Below are 18,949 nucleotides of genomic sequence, written 5' to 3'. Positions count from 1 at the left end.
ATGCATCCTATCAACCATAACGGCCGGTGATGTAGTCTTCGGTCTGTTTTTTCTGTGGCGCGGTGAACAGGTTATCAGTATCACTGAACTCGATCAGTTCGCCCAGATACATAAATGCCGTGGAGTCGGAGCAACGCGCGGCCTGCTGCATGTTGTGGGTTACGATCACCACGGTGTAGTCAGACTTCAGTTCGCTGATCAGCTCTTCAATCTTACCGGTGGAAATCGGATCCAGCGCCGAGCAAGGTTCGTCCAGCAATAACACGTCCGGACGAATGGCAATGCCGCGGGCGATGCACAGACGTTGCTGCTGGCCACCCGACAGGCTGTAACCGCTCTGGTGCAGCTTGTCCTTGGTTTCGTTCCACAGCGCCGCCTTGGTCAAGGCCCACTGCACACGCTCATCCATGTCGGCACGTGACAGCTTTTCAAACAGGCGCACGCCGAAGGCGATATTGTCGTAAATCGACATCGGGAACGGCGTCGGCTTCTGGAACACCATGCCGACCTTGGCACGCAGCAGTGCGATATCCGAGTTGTCGGTCAGAATGTTCTGCCCATCCAGCAGAATGCCACCTTCGGCACGCTGCTCGGGGTAAAGCTGATACATTTTGTTGAAGGTGCGCAGCAGGGTAGATTTGCCGCAGCCGGACGGGCCGATAAACGCGGTGACCTTGTTCTTGGCGATATCCAGCGTGATGTTTTTCAGCGCATGGAATTTGCCATAGTAGAAGTTCAGATCGCGTACCTGAATTTTGCTGCTGGAAGCGTCAGTAACCATACTCATCAAGACTTCTCTCTTTTCATCAGCGCCGCCACGGCAGCGCTCAAAATTTTATGAATGCTTTTTCTTGGCGAAAACCACACGCGCCAGGATATTCAGTAGCAGTACGCACAGGGTTATCAACAGCACCCCGGCCCAGGCCAGCTCTTGCCATTCGGCGAACGGGCTCATGGCGAATTTGAAAATGGTCACCGGCAGGTTGGCGATCGGCTGCATCAGGTCGGTGCTCCAGAACTGATTCGACAGCGAGGTAAACAGCAACGGTGCGGTTTCCCCTGCGATACGCGCAATCGCCAGCAGCACGCCGGTGATGATGCCGGAGACCGAGGCTTTCAACGTGATGGCGGAAATCATGCGCCATTTCGGCGTGCCCAGCGCATAAGCGGCTTCGCGCAGCGTATCCGGCACCAGCTTCAGCATATTCTCGGTGGTACGGATCACGATCGGTACCTGCAACAGCGCCAACGCGATGATCCCGGCCCAACCGGAGAAGTGTTCCATCTTCGCCACCACGATGGTGTACACGAACAGGCCCACAACAATCGACGGTGCCGATAACAGAATGTCGTTAATAAAACGGATGACTTCCGCCAGCCAGGATTTACGGCCATATTCCGCCAGGTAAATCCCCGCCATGATGCCCAGCGGCGTACCGAACACGGTAGCCCACAGGATCAACAGGCCGCTACCGGCGATGGCGTTTGCCAGGCCACCGCCCGCGGTATTCGGCGGAGGAGTCATTTCGGTGAACAGCGCCAGCGACATGCCGTCGATGCCCTTGGTCACGGTGGAGAACAGGATCCACACCAGCCAGAACAGGCCAAACACCATGGTCGCCATCGACAGGAACAGCGCCAGTCGGTTCTTCTGGCGGCGCCAGGCCTGCATTTTGCGGCGGCTTTCCAGCAGCGCTACGCTATTTTGCATATCCATAGTCGTCACGTTAGCGTCCCTCACTCTTTGCCAGGCGCATCACCATCAGCTTCGACAGCGCCAGCACGATAAAGGTGATAACAAACAGAATCAGCCCCAACTCCATCAACGCGGCGGTGTGCACGCCCGACTCCGCCTCGGCGAATTCGTTGGCCAGTGCAGAGGTGATGCTGTTGCCCGGCATATACAGTGAAGCGCTGTCGAGCTGGTAGGTGTTACCGATGATGAAGGTCACCGCCATGGTTTCCCCCAGCGCACGGCCCAAGCCGAGCATTACACCGCCAATCACGCCATTCTTGGTAAACGGCAATACGATGCGCCAAATCACTTCCCAGGTGGTGCAGCCGATGCCATAGGCCGACTCTTTCATCATCACCGGGGTTTGTTCGAATACATCGCGCATTACGGCGGCGATATAAGGAATAATCATAATCGCCAGGATCACCCCGGCAGCCAGAATACCGATACCGAACGCCGGGCCAGAGAAAAGCTCACCGACAATCGGAATGCCTGACAGCACGTCGCCGACCGGGGTCTGGAAATATTCGGCAAACAGCGGGGCGAACACGAACAGGCCCCACATGCCATAAACGATACTCGGGATCGCCGCCAGCAATTCAATGGCGATACCCAGCGGGCGCCTCAGCCAGTTTGGTGCCAGCTCGGTCAGGAACAGCGCAATGCCGAAGCTGACGGGTACGGCGATAATCAATGCGATCAGCGAGGTGACGACGGTGCCGTAGATCGGTACCAGGGCGCCGAACTGCTCAGCAGGCGCGTCCCATTCTTTGGTCCACAGGAAGGAGAAACCGAATTTCTGTATGCTCGGCCAGGAGGCGAAGATCAGCGAAACAATAATGCCGCCCAGCAACAATAGGGTAATCAGCGCCGCCAGTTTAACCAGCGCGCTGAAGATGACGTCACCATTTTTACTCGGTGCTTTAATGGTCGGCTTGTACTCAGCCATAGATCACTCTCTGTGTTAACCCTGGCAGGCCCAACCTGAATTGAGCCCTGAAAAACTGAGTGGGGCGCGCCGAATCACGCGCCCCTGCGTTGTTAGTACAGCGCTTTACCGGAACTGTCTTTTACGTTGGTTTTCCATGCTGCACGCACCTGCTCGATAACTTCGTTCGGCAGCGTGGCGTAATCCAGGTCGTTAGCCTGCTTAGCGCCAGTTTTATACGCCCAGTCAAAGAACTTCAGAACTTCAGTGCCCTGAGCCGGGTTTTTCTGCTCTTTGTGCACCAGGATGAAGGTGGTGGAGGTAATTGGCCAGGCGTTGTCACCTTTCTGGTTAGTCAGGTCCTGGGCGAAGGTTTTGCTCCAGTCAACGCCTTTAGCGGCGGCGCTGAAGCTCTCTTCTGTTGGGCTAACCGCTTTGCCGTCGGCAGAAATCAGCTTGGTGTAAGCCAGGTTGTTTTGTTTGGCATACGCGTATTCAACGTAACCGATGGAGCCTGGCAGACGCTGTACGAATGCGGCGATGCCGTCATTGCCCTTGCCGCCCAGACCGGTTGGCCAGTTAACGGTAGAACCTGCACCGATTTTCTCTTTCCACTGCGCGTTGGCTTTAGACAGATAGCTGGTGAACACGAAAGAGGTGCCTGAACCGTCTGCGCGACGAACAACCGCAATGTTCTGATCCGGCAGCTTGACGCCTGGGTTCAGCTTGGTGATCGCCGGGTCGTTCCATTTTTTCACGTTGCCCAGGTAGATATCACCCAGGGTTTTCCCATCCAGGGTCAGCTCACCGGATTTGATGCCCGGGATGTTAACGGCCAGCACCACGCCACCGATCACGGTAGGGAACTGGAACAGGCCATCGGCCGCCAGCTTGTCATCACTCAAAGGTGCATCGGAGGCACCAAAGTCAACGGTATTGGCGACGATTTGCTTCACGCCACCAGAAGAGCCGATGCCCTGATAGTTAACTTTGTTACCGGTTTCTTTCTGATAAGAATCTGCCCACTTGGCATAAACCGGAGCGGGGAATGTCGCACCTGCACCGGTCAGGCTAGCAGCAGCGAACGCGGACACGGCGGTCAGGGAGAAAGTCGCTGCCACAATACTGGCGACGGTGGTACGCATCAGTTTCATAATCCCTCCTAATGGGATATTCAAAAATCGACTTTGAGTCGTTTTCATCAGAGTAAGTATTGCTGCAGGAGGGAAAATAGGACAGTTTGGTGACAGTAAAATGTACGAAATATGACAGTTATATTACAGTGAGAGCACAGATATGATTACTCTATAAAAATCAAACCATTAAACATAAAACCACTCAGTAATTAATCAATAAAAAAACCCTTTCCAACGCCGCTATCCGTTTGAATATGACAACTTTTATCTCCGCTGTAGCACTCTTGTCATATTTGATCCCGTTATGAAAAAAGCCGGCACAGTGGCCGGCTTTTAGAGATTAACAGCAGCGGATTACTCTACGGTGACAGACTTAGCCAGGTTACGCGGCTGGTCAACATCGGTGCCTTTGATCAACGCCACATGGTAAGACAGCAGCTGCAACGGCACGGTGTAGAAGATAGGGGCCACGATTTCTTCTACGTGCGGCAATGGAATGATGGTCATCCCTTCGCTGCTGACGAAACCGGCATCCTGATCGGCGAACACATACAGCTGGCCGCCACGCGCGCGAACTTCTTCGATGTTGGATTTCAGTTTTTCCAACAGTTCGTTGTTCGGCGCCACCACGATCACCGGCATATCGGCATCGATCAACGCCAGTGGGCCGTGCTTCAATTCACCGGCCGCATAGGCTTCCGCGTGAATGTAGGAGATCTCTTTCAGCTTCAGCGCACCTTCCATGGCAATCGGATACTGATCGCCACGGCCGAGGAACAGCGCGTGATGCTTGTCGGAGAACCCCTCCGCCAGCGCTTCAATGCTTTTGTCCAGCGACAGCATCTGTTCTATACGCGCCGGCAACGCCTGCAGGCCGTGTACGATTTCATGCTCAACGCTTTCCGCCATGCCTTTCAGTCGGCCCAAACGCGCCACCAGCATCAACAACACCGCCAACTGGGTGGTGAAGGCCTTGGTAGAGGCCACGCCAATTTCGGTCCCGGCCTTGGTCATCAGCGCCAAATCGGATTCACGCACCAGCGAAGAACCGGCTACGTTACACACCGCCAACGAACCGAGGTAGCCCAATTCCTTCGACAGGCGCAGCGCCGCCAGGGTATCGGCGGTTTCGCCGGACTGCGACAGCGTGATGATCAAGCTGCCCGGACGCACGGCAGATTTGCGGTAACGGAATTCAGACGCGATCTCGACGTCGCAAGGCACACCGGCCAGAGATTCGAACCAATAGCGAGCAACCATGCCAGAGTGGTATGACGTACCGCAGGCAATGATCTGCACATGCTGCACCTTCGCCAGCAGCTCATCGGCGCGCGGGCCCAGCTCGCTCAGGTTGATTTGGCCATGGCTGAAACGCCCTTCCAGGGTGTTTTTCAGCGCCAGCGGCTGTTCGTAAATCTCTTTTTGCATGTAATGGCGGTAAGCGCCTTTATCACCGGCGTCGTATTGCACCTGAGATTCAATCTCAGGGCGTTCAACGGCGTTACCCTGTTTGTCGAAAATGTTGACGGTGCGGCGGGTCATTTCCACCACGTCGCCTTCTTCCAGGAAGATAAAGCGACGGGTCACCGGCAGCAGCGCCAGTTGGTCGGATGCCAAGAAGTTTTCACCCACGCCGCGGCCGATCACCAGCGGGCTGCCGGAACGCGCTGCCACCAGCACGCTCGGGTCGCGGCTATCCATTACCACGGTGCCGTAGGCGCCACGCAGCTGTGGGATCACGCGCTGCACCACTTCCAGCAAGCTGCCGCCCTGGCGCTGTTCCCAATGCACCAGGTGAGCAATCACCTCGGTATCGGTCTCGGAGCTGAAGTGATAGCCCCGTTCGATCAGCAATTCACGCAGCGGTTCGTGGTTTTCGATGATGCCGTTATGCACCACGGTAATGTAATCAGAAACATGCGGGTGCGCATTCGCTTCGGTAGGTTCACCGTGCGTTGCCCAGCGGGTGTGAGCAATACCGGTGCCGCCGTGCAAGGGATGTTGTTCCGCGGCTTCGGCCAGTTTATTGACCTTGCCCACGCGGCGTAAACGGTTCACGTTGCCTTCCGCATCCACCACTGCCAAACCGGCTGAGTCATAGCCACGGTACTCAAGGCGGCGTAAACCTTCCAACAGGATCTCTGCAATATCACGTTGCGCTACTGCGCCTACAATTCCACACATCAGTTGTATTCCTAATTAAACGCCTTTCGGGGCGCTTTCGATGTCTTGACCTGATTTTGCCGGTTTTTACCGTGCGTCCCCGAGCCTGTAGAGAATGGGGATTATTATGTTTTGTATTGGGCTCTACATTGGAGCGCAATACAAAACATATTCTTTCTACTACATGCTGCCGCCCAATAGATTTCGAGTTGCAGCTAGGCGGCAAATGTCAGGATCCCCAGGAGCTTACTCAAGTAAGTGACTGGGGTTCTGGCATGAAGCCAACAACGCTGCAGCTCGAAAGATGAAGGGCTATCTCTTTTTCACCGGACGCTGCCAACCCTGGATGTGCACCTGCTTAACGCGGCTTAGCACCAGTTCGTCCTCGCCGATATCACGGGTAACCGTAGTGCCAGCGGCGATGGTAGAGCCTTTGCCGACGGAGACCGGTGCCACCAGTTGGGTATCGGAACCAACAAACACGCCGTCGCCAATAATGGTTTTATGCTTGTTGGCGCCATCATAGTTACAGGTGATAGTACCGGCGCCGATATTCACATCGTCACCAATCTCGGCATCGCCCAGATAGCTCAGATGGCCCGCCTTGGAACCTTTGCCCAAGCGTGCTTTTTTCATTTCGACGAAGTTGCCGACATGGGCGCCCACCGCCAGCTCTGCCCCCGGACGAAGACGGGCGAATGGCCCCACGGTGCATTCCGCTGCCAGCACCGCATCTTCCAATACGCTATACGGGCTGATCTCGCAGTCGTCGCCAATTACGCAGTTTTTCAGCACGCAGCCGGCACCGATTTTCACGCGGTCGCCCAGCTTGACCGAACCTTCAATAATTACGTTGGCATCAATAGAGATGTCGCGACCGTGCACAAGTTCCCCGCGCAGATCAAAACGCGCCGGATCCAACAGCATTACGCCGGCCAGCAGCAACTTTTCAGATTGTTCTGCCTGATAAATGCGCTCAAGTCGCGACAGCTGCAGGCGGTTATTCACGCCTTCCACTTCACTCAGGCGAGATGGATGGACCGCCTCAATTTTCTTGCCGTCGGCATGTGCCAACGCGATGATATCGGTGATATAGAACTCACCCTGCGCGTTGTCGTTGTTCAGCATCCCCAGCCAGCGCTTCAGATCGCGCCCGTTGGCCACCAGGATGCCGGTATTGATTTCAGTGATCTGACGCTGGGCTTCGCCGGCATCCTTGTGCTCAACAATTCCCACCACCGTATCCTGCTCGCGCACGATACGACCGTAACCGCTCGGATCAGCCAGTTTTACGGTCAGCAGACCAATGCCGCCCTGTGGCTTCGCCGCCAGCAGGCGCTGCAGGGTATCGACAGAGATCAGCGGAACGTCACCGTACAGCATCAGCACGTCTTCATCATCGGCAAAATGCGGTGCAGCCTGCTGCATGGCGTGGCCGGTCCCCAACTGCTCGGCCTGCAGCACCCAGTTCAGCGCACTGTCGGTCAGGGTCTTTTTCAGCAACTCACCGCCGTGGCCGTAGACCAAATGGACGTTTTTCGCGCCCAGTTTCATCGCGGCATCAATGACGTGCTGCACCATCGGCTTACCGGCCAATGGATGTAACACCTTGGGAAGATCGGAATACATGCGTGTTCCCTTGCCCGCGGCGAGGATCACCACACTCATTGCGCTGTTCGACATAAGCAACCTGATAACTCCATTTTGATAGACGAAAGTAGAACTCTTTAGTGACGATATTACTACATATTTCTCTTCACGAACCCGGCGCAGGCCATGGGGCACTAGGCGCGCCGCAGTTAACATTCAGATAACCCCAGTCTGGCTGGAACTGTCGGCGATCGGAGACATTTTTAGCCTCTCTCGAGGGTTATACATCACAATGCCCACTGGGTTGAAACGCTTATTTTAAAGCAAAAAAAAAGCGACCAAATAGGCCGCTTTCTTAATTTTGGTTGCGTTATGCACGCGCCAAAATGTTACATCGCTCTTCTGGTGAGCTCGATAACGCGCAGTTTTGCGATCGCTTTCGCCAGTTCCGCAGATGCCTGAGCATAGTCGACATCGCCATGAGAGCTACGGATGTGCTCTTCAGCTTTACGCTTAGCTTCCAGCGCTCTCGCTTCGTCGAGGTCCGTTCCACGGATGGCAGTGTCCGCCAACACGGTGACCACGCTCGGCTGTACCTCAAGGATACCGCCGGACAGGTAGATGAACTCTTCTTCACCGTGCTGTTTAACAATACGCACCATGCCAGGCTTGATGGCAGTCAGCAGCGGCGCATGGCCAGGGAAAATCCCCAGTTCGCCTTCGCTACCTGTCACCTGGATCTTTTGCACCAGGCCGGAAAACATATGTTTTTCCGCGCTGACTACATCCAGATGGTAAGTCATAGCCATATCACCCTCCTCTCAAGGCGTTACAGTTTCTTGGCTTTTTCCACTGCTTCTTCAATGGCGCCAACCATGTAGAACGCTTGTTCAGGCAGGTGGTCATAGTCGCCGTCCATAATGCCTTTGAAACCACGAATGGTGTCTTTCAGCGATACGAACTTGCCCGGAGAACCGGTGAAGACTTCTGCCACGAAGAACGGCTGAGACAGGAAGCGTTGGATTTTACGCGCACGGGATACGACCAGTTTGTCATCTTCTGACAGCTCGTCCATACCCAGGATTGCGATGATATCTTTCAGTTCCTGGTAGCGTTGCAGAATAGACTGCACGCCACGCGCTACATCGTAGTGCTCCTGGCCAACTACCAGCGGATCCAGCTGACGGCTGGTGGAATCCAGCGGGTCAACGGCCGGGTAGATACCCAGAGAAGCGATATTACGGCTCAGTACCACGGTTGCATCCAAGTGAGCAAAGGTGGTGGCTGGTGACGGGTCAGTCAAGTCATCCGCAGGAACGTAAACGGCCTGTACGGAAGTGATAGAACCGGTCTTGGTAGAGGTGATACGTTCTTGCAGAACGCCCATCTCTTCCGCCAGCGTTGGCTGATAACCTACCGCAGATGGCATACGGCCCAGAAGTGCGGACACTTCGGTACCGGCCAGGGTATAACGGTAAATGTTATCAACGAACAGCAGAACGTCGCGGCCTTCGTCACGGAATTTCTCCGCCATGGTCAGACCGGTCAGAGCAACGCGCAGACGGTTACCCGGTGGCTCGTTCATCTGGCCGTAAACCAGGGATACTTTGTCCAGTACGTTGGAGTCGTTCATTTCGTGGTAGAAGTCGTTACCCTCACGAGTACGCTCACCCACGCCTGCAAACACGGAATAACCGGAGTGCTCGATCGCGATGTTACGGATCAGCTCCATCATGTTTACGGTTTTACCAACACCAGCACCACCGAACAGACCAACTTTACCGCCCTTAGCGAACGGACAAATCAGGTCCATAACCTTGATACCGGTTTCCAGCAGATCCTGGGAGTTTGACAAATCTTCGTAGCTTGGCGCTGGACGGTGAATCGCCCAACGTTCTTCTTCGCCGATGTCGCCTTTCATGTCGATTGGTTCACCCAATACGTTCATGATACGGCCCAGGGTAGCTTTACCTACCGGTACTTCAATTGGGTGTTCCAGATCGTTCACTTTCAGACCGCGGCGCAGACCATCTGAGGTCCCCATCGCGATACAGCGAACTACGCCACCGCCCAACTGCTGCTGAACTTCCAGCACCAGCTTCTCGGTACCGTTTTCTACCTCAAGAGCATTGTACACTTTTGGTACGGCATCCTGAGGGAACTCGACGTCCACTACGGCGCCGATTACCTGGATAATCTTTCCAGTAGCCATCTTGAATCCTCTACGTAATTCGTAAACCTAGCTTAAACCGCGGAGGCTCCCGAAACGATCTCGGTGAGTTCCTGAGTGATGCTGGCCTGACGAGCCTTGTTGTATACCAACTGCAGCTCTTTGATCAGGCTACCGCCGTTATCGGTTGCGGCTTTCATCGCTACCATTCGTGCGGCCTGCTCGCTGGCCAGGTTTTCCACGACGCCCTGATAAACTTGCGATTCCACATAGCGGCGCAGCAAGGTATCAAGCAGCACTTTTGGATCGGGTTCATACAGGTAATCCCAAGATTTTTTCTTCAGCTCACCGTCATCGGAAGGCGGCAACGGCAGCAGCTGAATAATCTGTGGTTCCTGGGACATCGTATTGATAAATTTGTTGCTGACAATGTACAGCTTGTCCAAACGACCTTCGTCGTAGGCTTGCAGCATCACTTTCACCGGACCGATCAGTTCCGACAGGGAAGGTTTATCCCCCATGCCGGTAACCTGGGCAACCACGTTGCCGCCCACGGAACCAAAGAAAGAGGCCGCTTTAGAGCCAATCAGCGCCAAATCAACTTCAACGCCTTTTTCGGACCAGCCTTTCATCTCTGCCAACAGACGCTTGAACAGGTTGATGTTCAAGCCGCCACAGAGACCACGGTCAGTAGACACCACCAGATACCCGACGCGCTTAACGTCACGCTCATCCAGGTACGGGTGCTTATATTCCAGATTACCCAACGCAAGGTGACCAATCACTTTGCGCATGGTCTCTGCATAAGGACGGCTGGCCGCCATGCGTTCCTGCGATTTACGCATTTTGGAGGCGGCGACCATTTCCATCGCTTTAGTGATCTTTTGCGTGTTTTGCACGCTCGCGATCTTACTACGTATCTCTTTTGCGCCGGCCATCTCTGCTTCTCCTCATTGCCAGACGGCCTGCTGTCTTTCAACTGCAGGCCGCTGAGCGTTACCAGGACTGGGTTTTCTTGAAGGTCTCGAGGACGGCTTTCAGTTTGCCCTCGATCTCATCGTTGAAATTGCCAGTTTGGTTGATGTGGTTCAGCAACTCAGCATGCTCGCGGTCTGCGTAAGCAACCAGCGCGGCTTCGAAGCTCACGACTTTCGCGACTTCAACGTCGTTCAGGTAGCCACGTTCTGCGGCAAACAGCACCAGAGACTGTTGTGCGACGGACATCGGCGCATACTGTTTCTGTTTCAGCAGCTCGGTCACTTTCTGACCGTGGCTCAGCTGTTTGCGGGTCGCATCATCCAGATCGGAAGCGAACTGAGAGAACGCAGCCAGTTCACGGTACTGTGCCAGCGCGGTACGAATACCACCGGACAGTTTTTTCATGATCTTGGTTTGCGCTGCACCGCCCACACGGGATACGGAGATACCCGGGTTAACCGCCGGACGAATACCGGAGTTAAACAGGTTGGATTCCAGGAAGATCTGACCATCGGTAATCGAGATTACGTTGGTCGGAACGAACGCGGAAACGTCACCTGCCTGGGTTTCAATGATCGGCAGAGCGGTCAGTGAACCGGTTTGGCCTTTGACTTCACCTTTGGTGAAGGCTTCAACGTAGTCGGCGTTAACACGCGCAGCACGCTCCAGCAAACGGGAGTGGAGGTAGAATACGTCGCCTGGGTAAGCTTCACGACCTGGTGGACGACGAAGCAGCAGGGAAATCTGACGGTAAGCAACGGCCTGTTTGGACAGGTCATCATAAACGATCAGTGCATCTTCACCGCGGTCACGGAAGTATTCGCCCATCGCACAACCGGCATAAGGCGCCAGGTATTGCAGTGCAGCGGATTCAGACGCGGTAGCAACCACAACGATGGTGTTTGCCAGTGCGCCGTGCTCTTCCAGCTTGCGCACCACGTTAGCGATGGTAGACGCTTTCTGGCCGATAGCCACGTAAACACATTTGATGCCGGAGTCGCGTTGGTTGATGATCGCATCGATAGCCAGAGCGGTTTTACCGGTCTGACGGTCACCGATCACCAGCTCACGCTGGCCACGGCCGATTGGGATCATGGCGTCGACAGATTTGTAGCCAGTTTGAACCGGCTGATCTACGGACTGACGCTCGATAACACCAGGGGCGATAGCTTCAACCGGGGAGAAACCGTCGTTATCAACCGGGCCTTTACCGTCGATAGGTGCACCCAGGGTGTTAACTACACGGCCCAGCAGGCCACGGCCAACCGGAACTTCCAGAATACGGCCGGTACATTTTACCTTCATGCCTTCGGCCAGATCCGAGTACGGACCCATAACCACGGCACCTACGGAGTCACGCTCCAGGTTCAATGCGATTGCGTAACGGTTGCCTGGCAGTGCGATCATTTCGCCCTGCATAACTTCGGCCAGACCGTGTACGCGGATGATCCCGTCGCTGACGGAAACAATAGTACCTTCATTGTGAGCTTCGCTCACCACATTGAACTGAGCAATGCGCTGCTTGATCAGTTCGCTGATTTCGGTGGAATTCAGTTGCATGCTCCAGTCCCCTTAAGACTGCAAGACGTCTGTCAGGCGTTCAAGACGACCGCGAACGCTGCCATCAATCACCATATCGCCAGCACGGATAATTACGCCGGCCAGTACAGACTTGTCAATTTTGCAATTCAGCTTAACTTTGCGTGACAGACGTTTTTCCATCGCAGCGGCAATATTAGCCTGCTGTTTGTCGCTCAGTGCGCTCGCAGAGAGCACGTCGACTTCGACGGTGGATTCCAGCAAGGCGCGCAGTTCGTTGAACTGCTGCAGCACGGCAGGAAGAACCAGTAAACGTCCATTTTCGGCCATTACACGGATAAAGTTCTGGCCATGTTCGTCGAGTTGATCGCCACATACCGCGATGAACGTCTTGGACAGCGTCTCTGGCGCCATAGCGCCAGACAGCAGTTCAGAAATCTGTTCATTGCGAGTGACATCAGCAGCAAACGCCAGCATATCTTGCCAGCGCTCTACGCTTTGATGCTCAACGGCAAAGTCAAAAGCTGCTTTGGCGTAGGGGCGAGCTACAGTTACAAATTCAGACATCAGCCCCTCCCTCCTTACAGTTCAGCGACCAGTTTATCAACGATGTCGCTGTTAGCAGCTTCATCCACGGAACGTTCGATGATCTTCTCGGCGCCGGCAATTGCCAGCATCGCGACTTGCTTACGCAACTCTTCACGAGCGCGCTTACGTTCGGCTTCGATCTCAGCCTGAGCCTGCGCCACGATTTTGTTACGTTCCTGCTCGGCTTCGGCTTTCGCTTCATCCATGATCTGAGCTTTGCGTTTGTTTGCTTGCTCGATGATCACCTGAGCTTCTGCTTTAGCAGTTTTCAGCTGGTCGGTCGCATTGGCTTGCGCTAAGTCCAAATCTTTTTTGGCACGTTCTGCAGAAGCGAGACCGTCAGCAATTTCTCCCTGACGCTTCTCGATGGCTGCCATAATCGGCGGCCATACATACTTCATGCAGAACCAGACAAACAGAACGAACGCGATGGCCTGGCCGAGGATTGTTGCGTTAAGATTCACAGCACAATGCCTCTTTAAAAGTTAATAGTGTGGTTTCAGTGTAGAGAAATTCTCTACTTACGCGACAGCGAACATCACGTACAGACCCAGACCAACAGCGATCATCGGGATGGCGTCAACCAGACCCATAACGATAAAGAACTGTGTACGCAGCAGAGGAATCAGGTCAGGCTGACGAGCAGCGCCTTCCAAGAATTTACCACCCAGGATGCCGATACCGATCGCAGCACCGATTGCCGCTAAACCCATCATCACAGCGGCAGCCATGTACAGCAGATCCATACTCAGGTTTTCCATGACAGTCTCCAGTTTGTTTCAGTTTAAAAGTGCAAGTGTTTTAAGAAAATCAGTGCTCTTCAGATGCCATCGAGAGATAGACAATCGTCAGAACCATGAAAATAAAGGCTTGAAGCGTAATGATCAGGATGTGGAAAATAGCCCAAGGCAAGCTCAGGACCCACTGTGACCACCACGGCAACAGGCCGGCAATCAGGATGAAGATCAACTCACCCGCATACATGTTGCCGAACAGTCGCAGGCCCAGTGAAACAGGCTTGGACAGCAGGCTGACACCTTCAAGGATCAGGTTGATAGGAATGAATACAGGGTGGTTGAACGGCTGCATGGTTAACTCTTTAACGAACCCACCAACGCCTTTCATTTTAATGCTATAGAACAGAATCAGGATAAATACGCCCAACGCCATCGACAGGGTGACGTTCACGTCAGCCGTAGGCACCACACGCAGTGCCGGCAGACCGAGCTGAGCACCGATGAATGGCAGGAAGTCGACCGGGATCAGGTCCATCATGTTCATCAGGAATACCCAGACAAACACCGTCAGCGCCAGCGGAGCAATTACCTTGCTCTTGCCGTGGTACATATCGCGTACGCTGCTGTCGACAAACCCGACGACCAGTTCCACTGCGGTTTGCAGCTTACCCGGTACGCCGCTGGTGGCGTTTTTGGCAACCCGGCGGAAAATCACCAGGAACAGAACCCCGAGGACAACGGAGAAAAACATCGAGTCGAGGTTAATCGACCAAAAACCAGTCCCGACCTGAAGTTGCGTCAGGTGGTGACCGATATACTCCTGTGGACTGTTGTATCCCTCTGCAGACATGATGCCTCTACCCTTATTTAGTTAATTTCGGTAACTGTTAATCACGGCGGGTGCGATAATTTGCACCGCTAACACCGCTAAATAGGTCAGGCCAAGCGGTATAAACTCCGCTTTGAACACCCCAAGCGCCACGATCAACAAAACTATGGTGATCAAGACCTTTAACCCCTCGCCGATGGCGAATGACCAGGCGACCCGACCGGGTGCCTGCGTCTGCGTCTGATGACGCAAGGCAAACAGCATAAACATGGTACTCGGCAACCAGGCTGCGAGACCGCCCGCCAGTGCCGAACCGCTCCATTCCAGGCTTTTCAGACCGAAGGCAGCGCTGATCAAAACAAAAGTCATTAACTGCAGAAACAGCAATTTACGAGCAACTTTTCCGCTGTAAAGGGACACAGACATGACGTTTGTTCTCTCCGTACCCCAGAGGGGGTATGCTGAGTGACGTATAAAACTGTTTTTACTGATCTGAGTCAAGCAGCAAAAAACGAGCAAATTATACGGGGCATACCAACGAATTCAATCGATAAGTAGCGAAAAGGTGAACAATTATTTAAATTCCCCTATTTCAGGCTATTTTCACAAGAAAACGGTCGGAATATAGGGCGCATTAAATTGTCTGATTATTCCAGCGTTACAGTACGAAACGTCGAACCGCTCACAATAATGCCTCTTTCTGATTTATAACTCACCGACGTGTAAACCGTCTTTAGCAAATTGAGTGATCAAAAAACATTATAAATCAAAATATTACAAGTTAACCGTTCAAAAACAATCCATCTACTCGGTAAAAACCTTTTATTGACAGCTTGTCGCGTAATATTACAACAGCCAATTAACATTAGCGCCAAAGCAGAATCGTTAACTTATCGTTGCTAACGTGACTATTTCGAATTGCAATTACTCTATTGTCGCTAATTGGCGGCTATTTTTGTGTTAATAAAAAGTAAATTAACTAAAAAAACCGCCATTTGATTAGCCTGCTTACATTTACTCTGGGCACTATCTTTTAATTCACGCTTATTTGATCAAAAACAAACTCAGTTTGCTTTAAGTATCACCAAATGACGTTCGCCTTCGAGTTCCGGCACCTGCAAGCGCACCACCGACTCGAGTTCGATACCTTCCGGCAGCTGCGTCAGCTCTTCATCAGGACGAACCCCTTTCAGCGCGTAGAAACGCCCCTGCCCTTTCGCCGGCAAGTGATGGCACCAGGACAGCATGTCCTGCAGCGAAGCAAAAGCACGGCTGATGACGCCGTCAAACGGCGGTTCGGCCGGGAACTCCTCAACGCGGCTCTGTACCGGCTCAACGTTGGTCAGGCCCAGTTCGTGCTGCACCTGACGCAGGAAGCGCACGCGCTTGCCCAGGCTGTCCAGCAAGGTGAAATGGGAATCAGGACGAACGATCGCCAACGGAATGCCCGGCAGACCGGGGCCGGTGCCTACGTCGATAAAACGGGAGCCCTGCAAATGCGGGTTTACCACGATGCTGTCGAGAATATGGCGTACCAGCATTTGCTGAGGATCGCGCACCGAGGTGAGGTTATAAGCCTTGTTCCACTTGTCCAGCATGCCGACATAGCCCAGCAATTGCTGTTTTTGCTGATCGGGAAGCGTAATGCCTGCTGCACTGAGCAGCGAGTCTAATTTTTTCTGCACAACGGGTCCTCTGACTGGCGTGGAACGACTAGCCAAATTGGGGCTGGCCAAGAAGCCAAGCATGATAATTCAGGCACGGGACGATGTCAGCGACCGTTTGTCTACTTGATAGACAAACGGTCGCACAAAAACAAGATTTATGCGCTGCGGCGCAGCAAACCCTGCTTTTTCAGCCAGATCAGCAAAATTGAGATCGCCGCCGGTGTGATGCCGGAGATGCGTGAAGCCTGGCCGATCGAGTTCGGCTTGTGGTCATTCAATTTGGCAATCACTTCATTCGACAAGCCGGAAACTTGCTGATAATCGAGATCCAACGGCAGCACGGTGTTTTCGTTACGCTGTTGTTTTTCGATCTCTTCCTGCTGACGAGCGATGTAGCCTTCGTATTTTACCTGGATCTCAACCTGCTCTGCAGCCTGGGTATCGGCCAACGGCGGCGCAAATGCGGCTACGGAGGTCAGCTGTTGGTAATCCATTTCAGGGCGACGCAGCAACTCTTCGCCATTCGCTTCACGCGACAGCGGCGCTTTCAGCAGTACGTTGACCTGATCGACATTCTCCGCATGCGGGTGCATCCAGATGTCGCGCAGGCGCTGACGTTCTTGTTCTATGTGTTCCAGCTTTTCGCTAAAGCGCGCCCAGCGGGCATCGTCCACCAGACCCAGTTCGCGGCCTTTTTCGGTCAGGCGCAGATCGGCATTGTCTTCGCGCAGCATCAGGCGGTATTCGGCGCGTGAAGTGAACATGCGATACGGTTCTTTGGTACCCAGGGTACTGAGATCGTCCACCAGCACGCCGAGGTAAGCCTGATCGCGACGTGGTGACCAGCCTTCATCTTCGTTGGCATAACGTCCGGCATTCAGACCGGCCAGCAGGCCCTGTGCAGCGGCTTCTTCGTAGCCGGTGGTGCCGTTAATCTGACCGGCGAAGAACAAGCCTTGGATAAATTTGCTTTCCAGCGTCGGTTTTAAATCGCGCGGATCGAAGAAATCATACTCGATGGCATAACCCGGACGAACGATACGGGCATTCTGCATCCCTTCCATCGAACGCACGATCTGCATCTGTACGTCAAACGGCAGGCTGGTGGAAATGCCGTTAGGATAAATTTCGTTGCTGGTCAGGCCTTCCGGTTCAAGGAAGATCTGGTGAGCGTTACGATCGGCAAAGCGCATGACTTTGTCTTCGATCGATGGGCAATAGCGTGGGCCGATCCCTTCGATGATCCCGGCATACATCGGGCTGCGATCGAGGTTATTGCGGATCACGTCATGGGTTTTTTCGTTGGTATGGGTGATGTAGCACGCCATTTGCTCCGGGTGTTGCCCGGCATTGCCCATAAACGAGAACACCGGGATCGGTGTATCACCGTGTTGCGGCGTCAGAACGCTGAAATCGATAGTGCGTGCATCGATACGCGGTGGCGTACCTGTTTTCAAGCGATTAACGCGCAAAGGCAATTCACGCAGACGCTGTGACAACGAGATCGACGGAGGATCCCCAGCGCGGCCTCCGCTGTAGTTTTCCAGACCGATATGGATCTTGCCATCCAGGAAGGTGCCAACGGTCAGTACCACCGCTTTGGCACGGAACTTCAGCCCCATTTGGGTTACCGCACCGACAACGCGATCGTTTTCCACAATCAGATCTTCAACCGGCTGCTGGAAGATCATCAGGTTCGGCTGGTTCTCCAGGGCGGTGCGTACAGCCTGGCGATACAGTACGCGGTCAGCCTGGGCACGAGTGGCTCGCACCGCCGGGCCTTTGCTGGCGTTTAGTATCCTAAACTGGATGCCGGCATGGTCAATCGCCGTGGCCATCAGGCCGCCAAGTGCATCAATTTCCTTAACCAGATGCCCTTTACCAATACCGCCAATCGCCGGGTTGCAAGACATCTGCCCCAGCGTATCGATATTGTGTGTCAATAATAAAGTCTGACGCCCCATGCGTGCCGCAGCCATTGCGGCTTCGGTACCGGCATGGCCACCACCGATGATGATGACGTCAAATTGCTCTGGATAAAACATGGAACTGCACCTCGCCGTATTGCGAACGATCGTTGTTTGCCCTGGGGAGGGCGATTCTACTCAAGTTTAGTCGATCGACCAAGTGGTCAGGATCGTCGGTAATTAAAAGAAGATCTTTTTTATTTAAAGATCTCTTTATTAGATCTCTTATTAGGATCGCGATCTTCTGTGGATAAGTGACTATTCGTGATTGAGATCAGCGGATTAAGGAGGATCGTTAGCTGTGAATGATCGGTGATCCTATAGCTGATAAGCTGGGATCTAAATGGCATGTTATGCACAGGACAAAAAGCGACCTAAGGTTGTTATTGGGATAACTACCGCTTTTACCCTGCTTTTAAGCATAGTTATCCACAATCGTTCGGGTGAACTTTGAACAAATTAGAGTAAATTAATCCAATTTTTCACCCATTCCTCTGCCGGATCCTCAGGAATTTCGTGTTCAGTCACGTCGATCTCGAGCCGATCGCCGATCCTTTTCGCCCCGCGAGCGATCAGAAGATCGTCGATCCGTTGGATCGCACCACAGAAAGTGTCGTATTCCGAGCTACCCAAACCGACTGCGCCGAACTGCACCTGGGATAAGTCAGGAAGCTGTTCTTCTATTTGTTCCAGCAGCGGTTGCAGGTTATCCGGTAAATCGCCAGCACCGTGGGTAGAAGACACCACCAGCCAGCGCCCGGACAGGGTCAGTTCATCCAATTCAGGGCCGTGCAGGGTTTCGGTCGTAAAACCCGCAGCTTCCAGTTTTTCAGCCAAGTGCTCGGCTACGTACTCGGCGCTGCCAAGCGTACTGCCACTGATCAGAGTAATGTCTGCCATGAAATGAATGATCCCAGCCTTC

The 18,949-nt window shown here is 53.7% G+C and carries 18 protein-coding genes; all 18 read right to left on the bottom strand.

Features of this window, described 5'->3' with window-relative positions:
• Positions 1-10: 10 nt before the first annotated feature.
• Positions 11-781, bottom strand: coding sequence for a phosphate ABC transporter ATP-binding protein PstB (gene pstB, locus AAZT04_RS20780; protein ID WP_369982368.1), 771 nt, complete (start codon positions 779-781; stop codon positions 11-13).
• A gap of 54 nt (positions 782-835) precedes the next feature.
• A complete protein-coding gene (pstA, locus tag AAZT04_RS20775; protein WP_041415128.1) occupies positions 836-1,726 on the bottom strand; it encodes a phosphate ABC transporter permease PstA in 891 nt (296 codons plus the stop codon).
• Between the two features lies 1 nt (position 1,727).
• On the bottom strand, positions 1,728-2,684 hold the full coding sequence (pstC, locus tag AAZT04_RS20770) for a phosphate ABC transporter permease PstC (protein WP_020837720.1): 957 nt from the start codon (positions 2,682-2,684) through the stop codon (positions 1,728-1,730).
• A gap of 92 nt (positions 2,685-2,776) precedes the next feature.
• Positions 2,777-3,817 (bottom strand): phosphate ABC transporter substrate-binding protein PstS, encoded by a 1,041-nt coding sequence (gene pstS, locus AAZT04_RS20765; RefSeq protein ID WP_020837719.1) that lies wholly within the window; start codon positions 3,815-3,817, stop codon positions 2,777-2,779.
• A 336-nt stretch (positions 3,818-4,153) separates the two neighbouring features.
• Positions 4,154-5,983: a glutamine--fructose-6-phosphate transaminase (isomerizing) gene (gene glmS / locus AAZT04_RS20760; RefSeq protein ID WP_046374842.1), complete on the bottom strand. Its 1,830-nt coding sequence runs from the start codon at positions 5,981-5,983 to the stop codon at positions 4,154-4,156.
• A 291-nt stretch (positions 5,984-6,274) separates the two neighbouring features.
• The gene (glmU, locus tag AAZT04_RS20755) at positions 6,275-7,645 is read right to left on the bottom strand and encodes a bifunctional UDP-N-acetylglucosamine diphosphorylase/glucosamine-1-phosphate N-acetyltransferase GlmU (protein WP_434681568.1); all 1,371 of its coding nucleotides are present in this window, start codon (positions 7,643-7,645) and stop codon (positions 6,275-6,277) included.
• Positions 7,646-7,941: 296 nt separating this feature from the next.
• Complete coding sequence (locus AAZT04_RS20750; RefSeq protein ID WP_020837715.1) at positions 7,942-8,361, bottom strand: F0F1 ATP synthase subunit epsilon; 420 nt, start codon at positions 8,359-8,361, stop codon at positions 7,942-7,944.
• Positions 8,362-8,381: 20 nt separating this feature from the next.
• Positions 8,382-9,764: a F0F1 ATP synthase subunit beta gene (gene atpD / locus AAZT04_RS20745; protein ID WP_020837712.1), complete on the bottom strand. Its 1,383-nt coding sequence runs from the start codon at positions 9,762-9,764 to the stop codon at positions 8,382-8,384.
• 32 nt (positions 9,765-9,796) lie between these two features.
• Positions 9,797-10,660, bottom strand: coding sequence for a F0F1 ATP synthase subunit gamma (gene atpG, locus AAZT04_RS20740; protein ID WP_020837711.1), 864 nt, complete (start codon positions 10,658-10,660; stop codon positions 9,797-9,799).
• Positions 10,661-10,718: 58 nt separating this feature from the next.
• Positions 10,719-12,260 (bottom strand): F0F1 ATP synthase subunit alpha, encoded by a 1,542-nt coding sequence (gene atpA / locus AAZT04_RS20735; protein WP_020837710.1) that lies wholly within the window; start codon positions 12,258-12,260, stop codon positions 10,719-10,721.
• A 12-nt stretch (positions 12,261-12,272) separates the two neighbouring features.
• Positions 12,273-12,806: a F0F1 ATP synthase subunit delta gene (atpH, locus tag AAZT04_RS20730; RefSeq protein WP_020837709.1), complete on the bottom strand. Its 534-nt coding sequence runs from the start codon at positions 12,804-12,806 to the stop codon at positions 12,273-12,275.
• A 14-nt stretch (positions 12,807-12,820) separates the two neighbouring features.
• Positions 12,821-13,291, bottom strand: coding sequence for a F0F1 ATP synthase subunit B (atpF, locus tag AAZT04_RS20725; protein WP_004950476.1), 471 nt, complete (start codon positions 13,289-13,291; stop codon positions 12,821-12,823).
• Positions 13,292-13,348: 57 nt separating this feature from the next.
• On the bottom strand, positions 13,349-13,588 hold the full coding sequence (atpE, locus tag AAZT04_RS20720; RefSeq protein WP_004093904.1) for a F0F1 ATP synthase subunit C: 240 nt from the start codon (positions 13,586-13,588) through the stop codon (positions 13,349-13,351).
• Positions 13,589-13,637: 49 nt separating this feature from the next.
• A complete protein-coding gene (gene atpB, locus AAZT04_RS20715; protein ID WP_020837705.1) occupies positions 13,638-14,414 on the bottom strand; it encodes a F0F1 ATP synthase subunit A in 777 nt (258 codons plus the stop codon).
• A 21-nt stretch (positions 14,415-14,435) separates the two neighbouring features.
• Positions 14,436-14,819, bottom strand: a complete 384-nt coding sequence (atpI, locus tag AAZT04_RS20710) for a F0F1 ATP synthase subunit I (RefSeq protein WP_020837704.1) — start codon at positions 14,817-14,819, stop codon at positions 14,436-14,438.
• 638 nt (positions 14,820-15,457) lie between these two features.
• Positions 15,458-16,078 carry a 16S rRNA (guanine(527)-N(7))-methyltransferase RsmG gene (gene rsmG / locus AAZT04_RS20705; protein ID WP_176984475.1) on the bottom strand — a complete coding sequence of 207 codons (621 nt, stop codon included), beginning with the start codon at positions 16,076-16,078 and terminating at the stop codon, positions 15,458-15,460.
• 137 nt (positions 16,079-16,215) lie between these two features.
• The gene (mnmG, locus tag AAZT04_RS20700; RefSeq protein WP_046374845.1) at positions 16,216-18,105 is read right to left on the bottom strand and encodes a tRNA uridine-5-carboxymethylaminomethyl(34) synthesis enzyme MnmG; all 1,890 of its coding nucleotides are present in this window, start codon (positions 18,103-18,105) and stop codon (positions 16,216-16,218) included.
• A gap of 381 nt (positions 18,106-18,486) precedes the next feature.
• The gene (mioC, locus tag AAZT04_RS20695; RefSeq protein WP_012147574.1) at positions 18,487-18,927 is read right to left on the bottom strand and encodes an FMN-binding protein MioC; all 441 of its coding nucleotides are present in this window, start codon (positions 18,925-18,927) and stop codon (positions 18,487-18,489) included.
• Positions 18,928-18,949: the final 22 nt, after the last annotated feature.

Origin of the sequence: Serratia sp. Je.1.23.a (assembly GCF_051129805.1) — a bacterium.
Classification (GTDB): Bacteria; Pseudomonadota; Gammaproteobacteria; order Enterobacterales; family Enterobacteriaceae; genus Serratia; species Serratia liquefaciens.
Note: the sequence above shows the minus strand (reverse complement) of the source record. Positions and strands in the feature narration are given on the sequence as shown.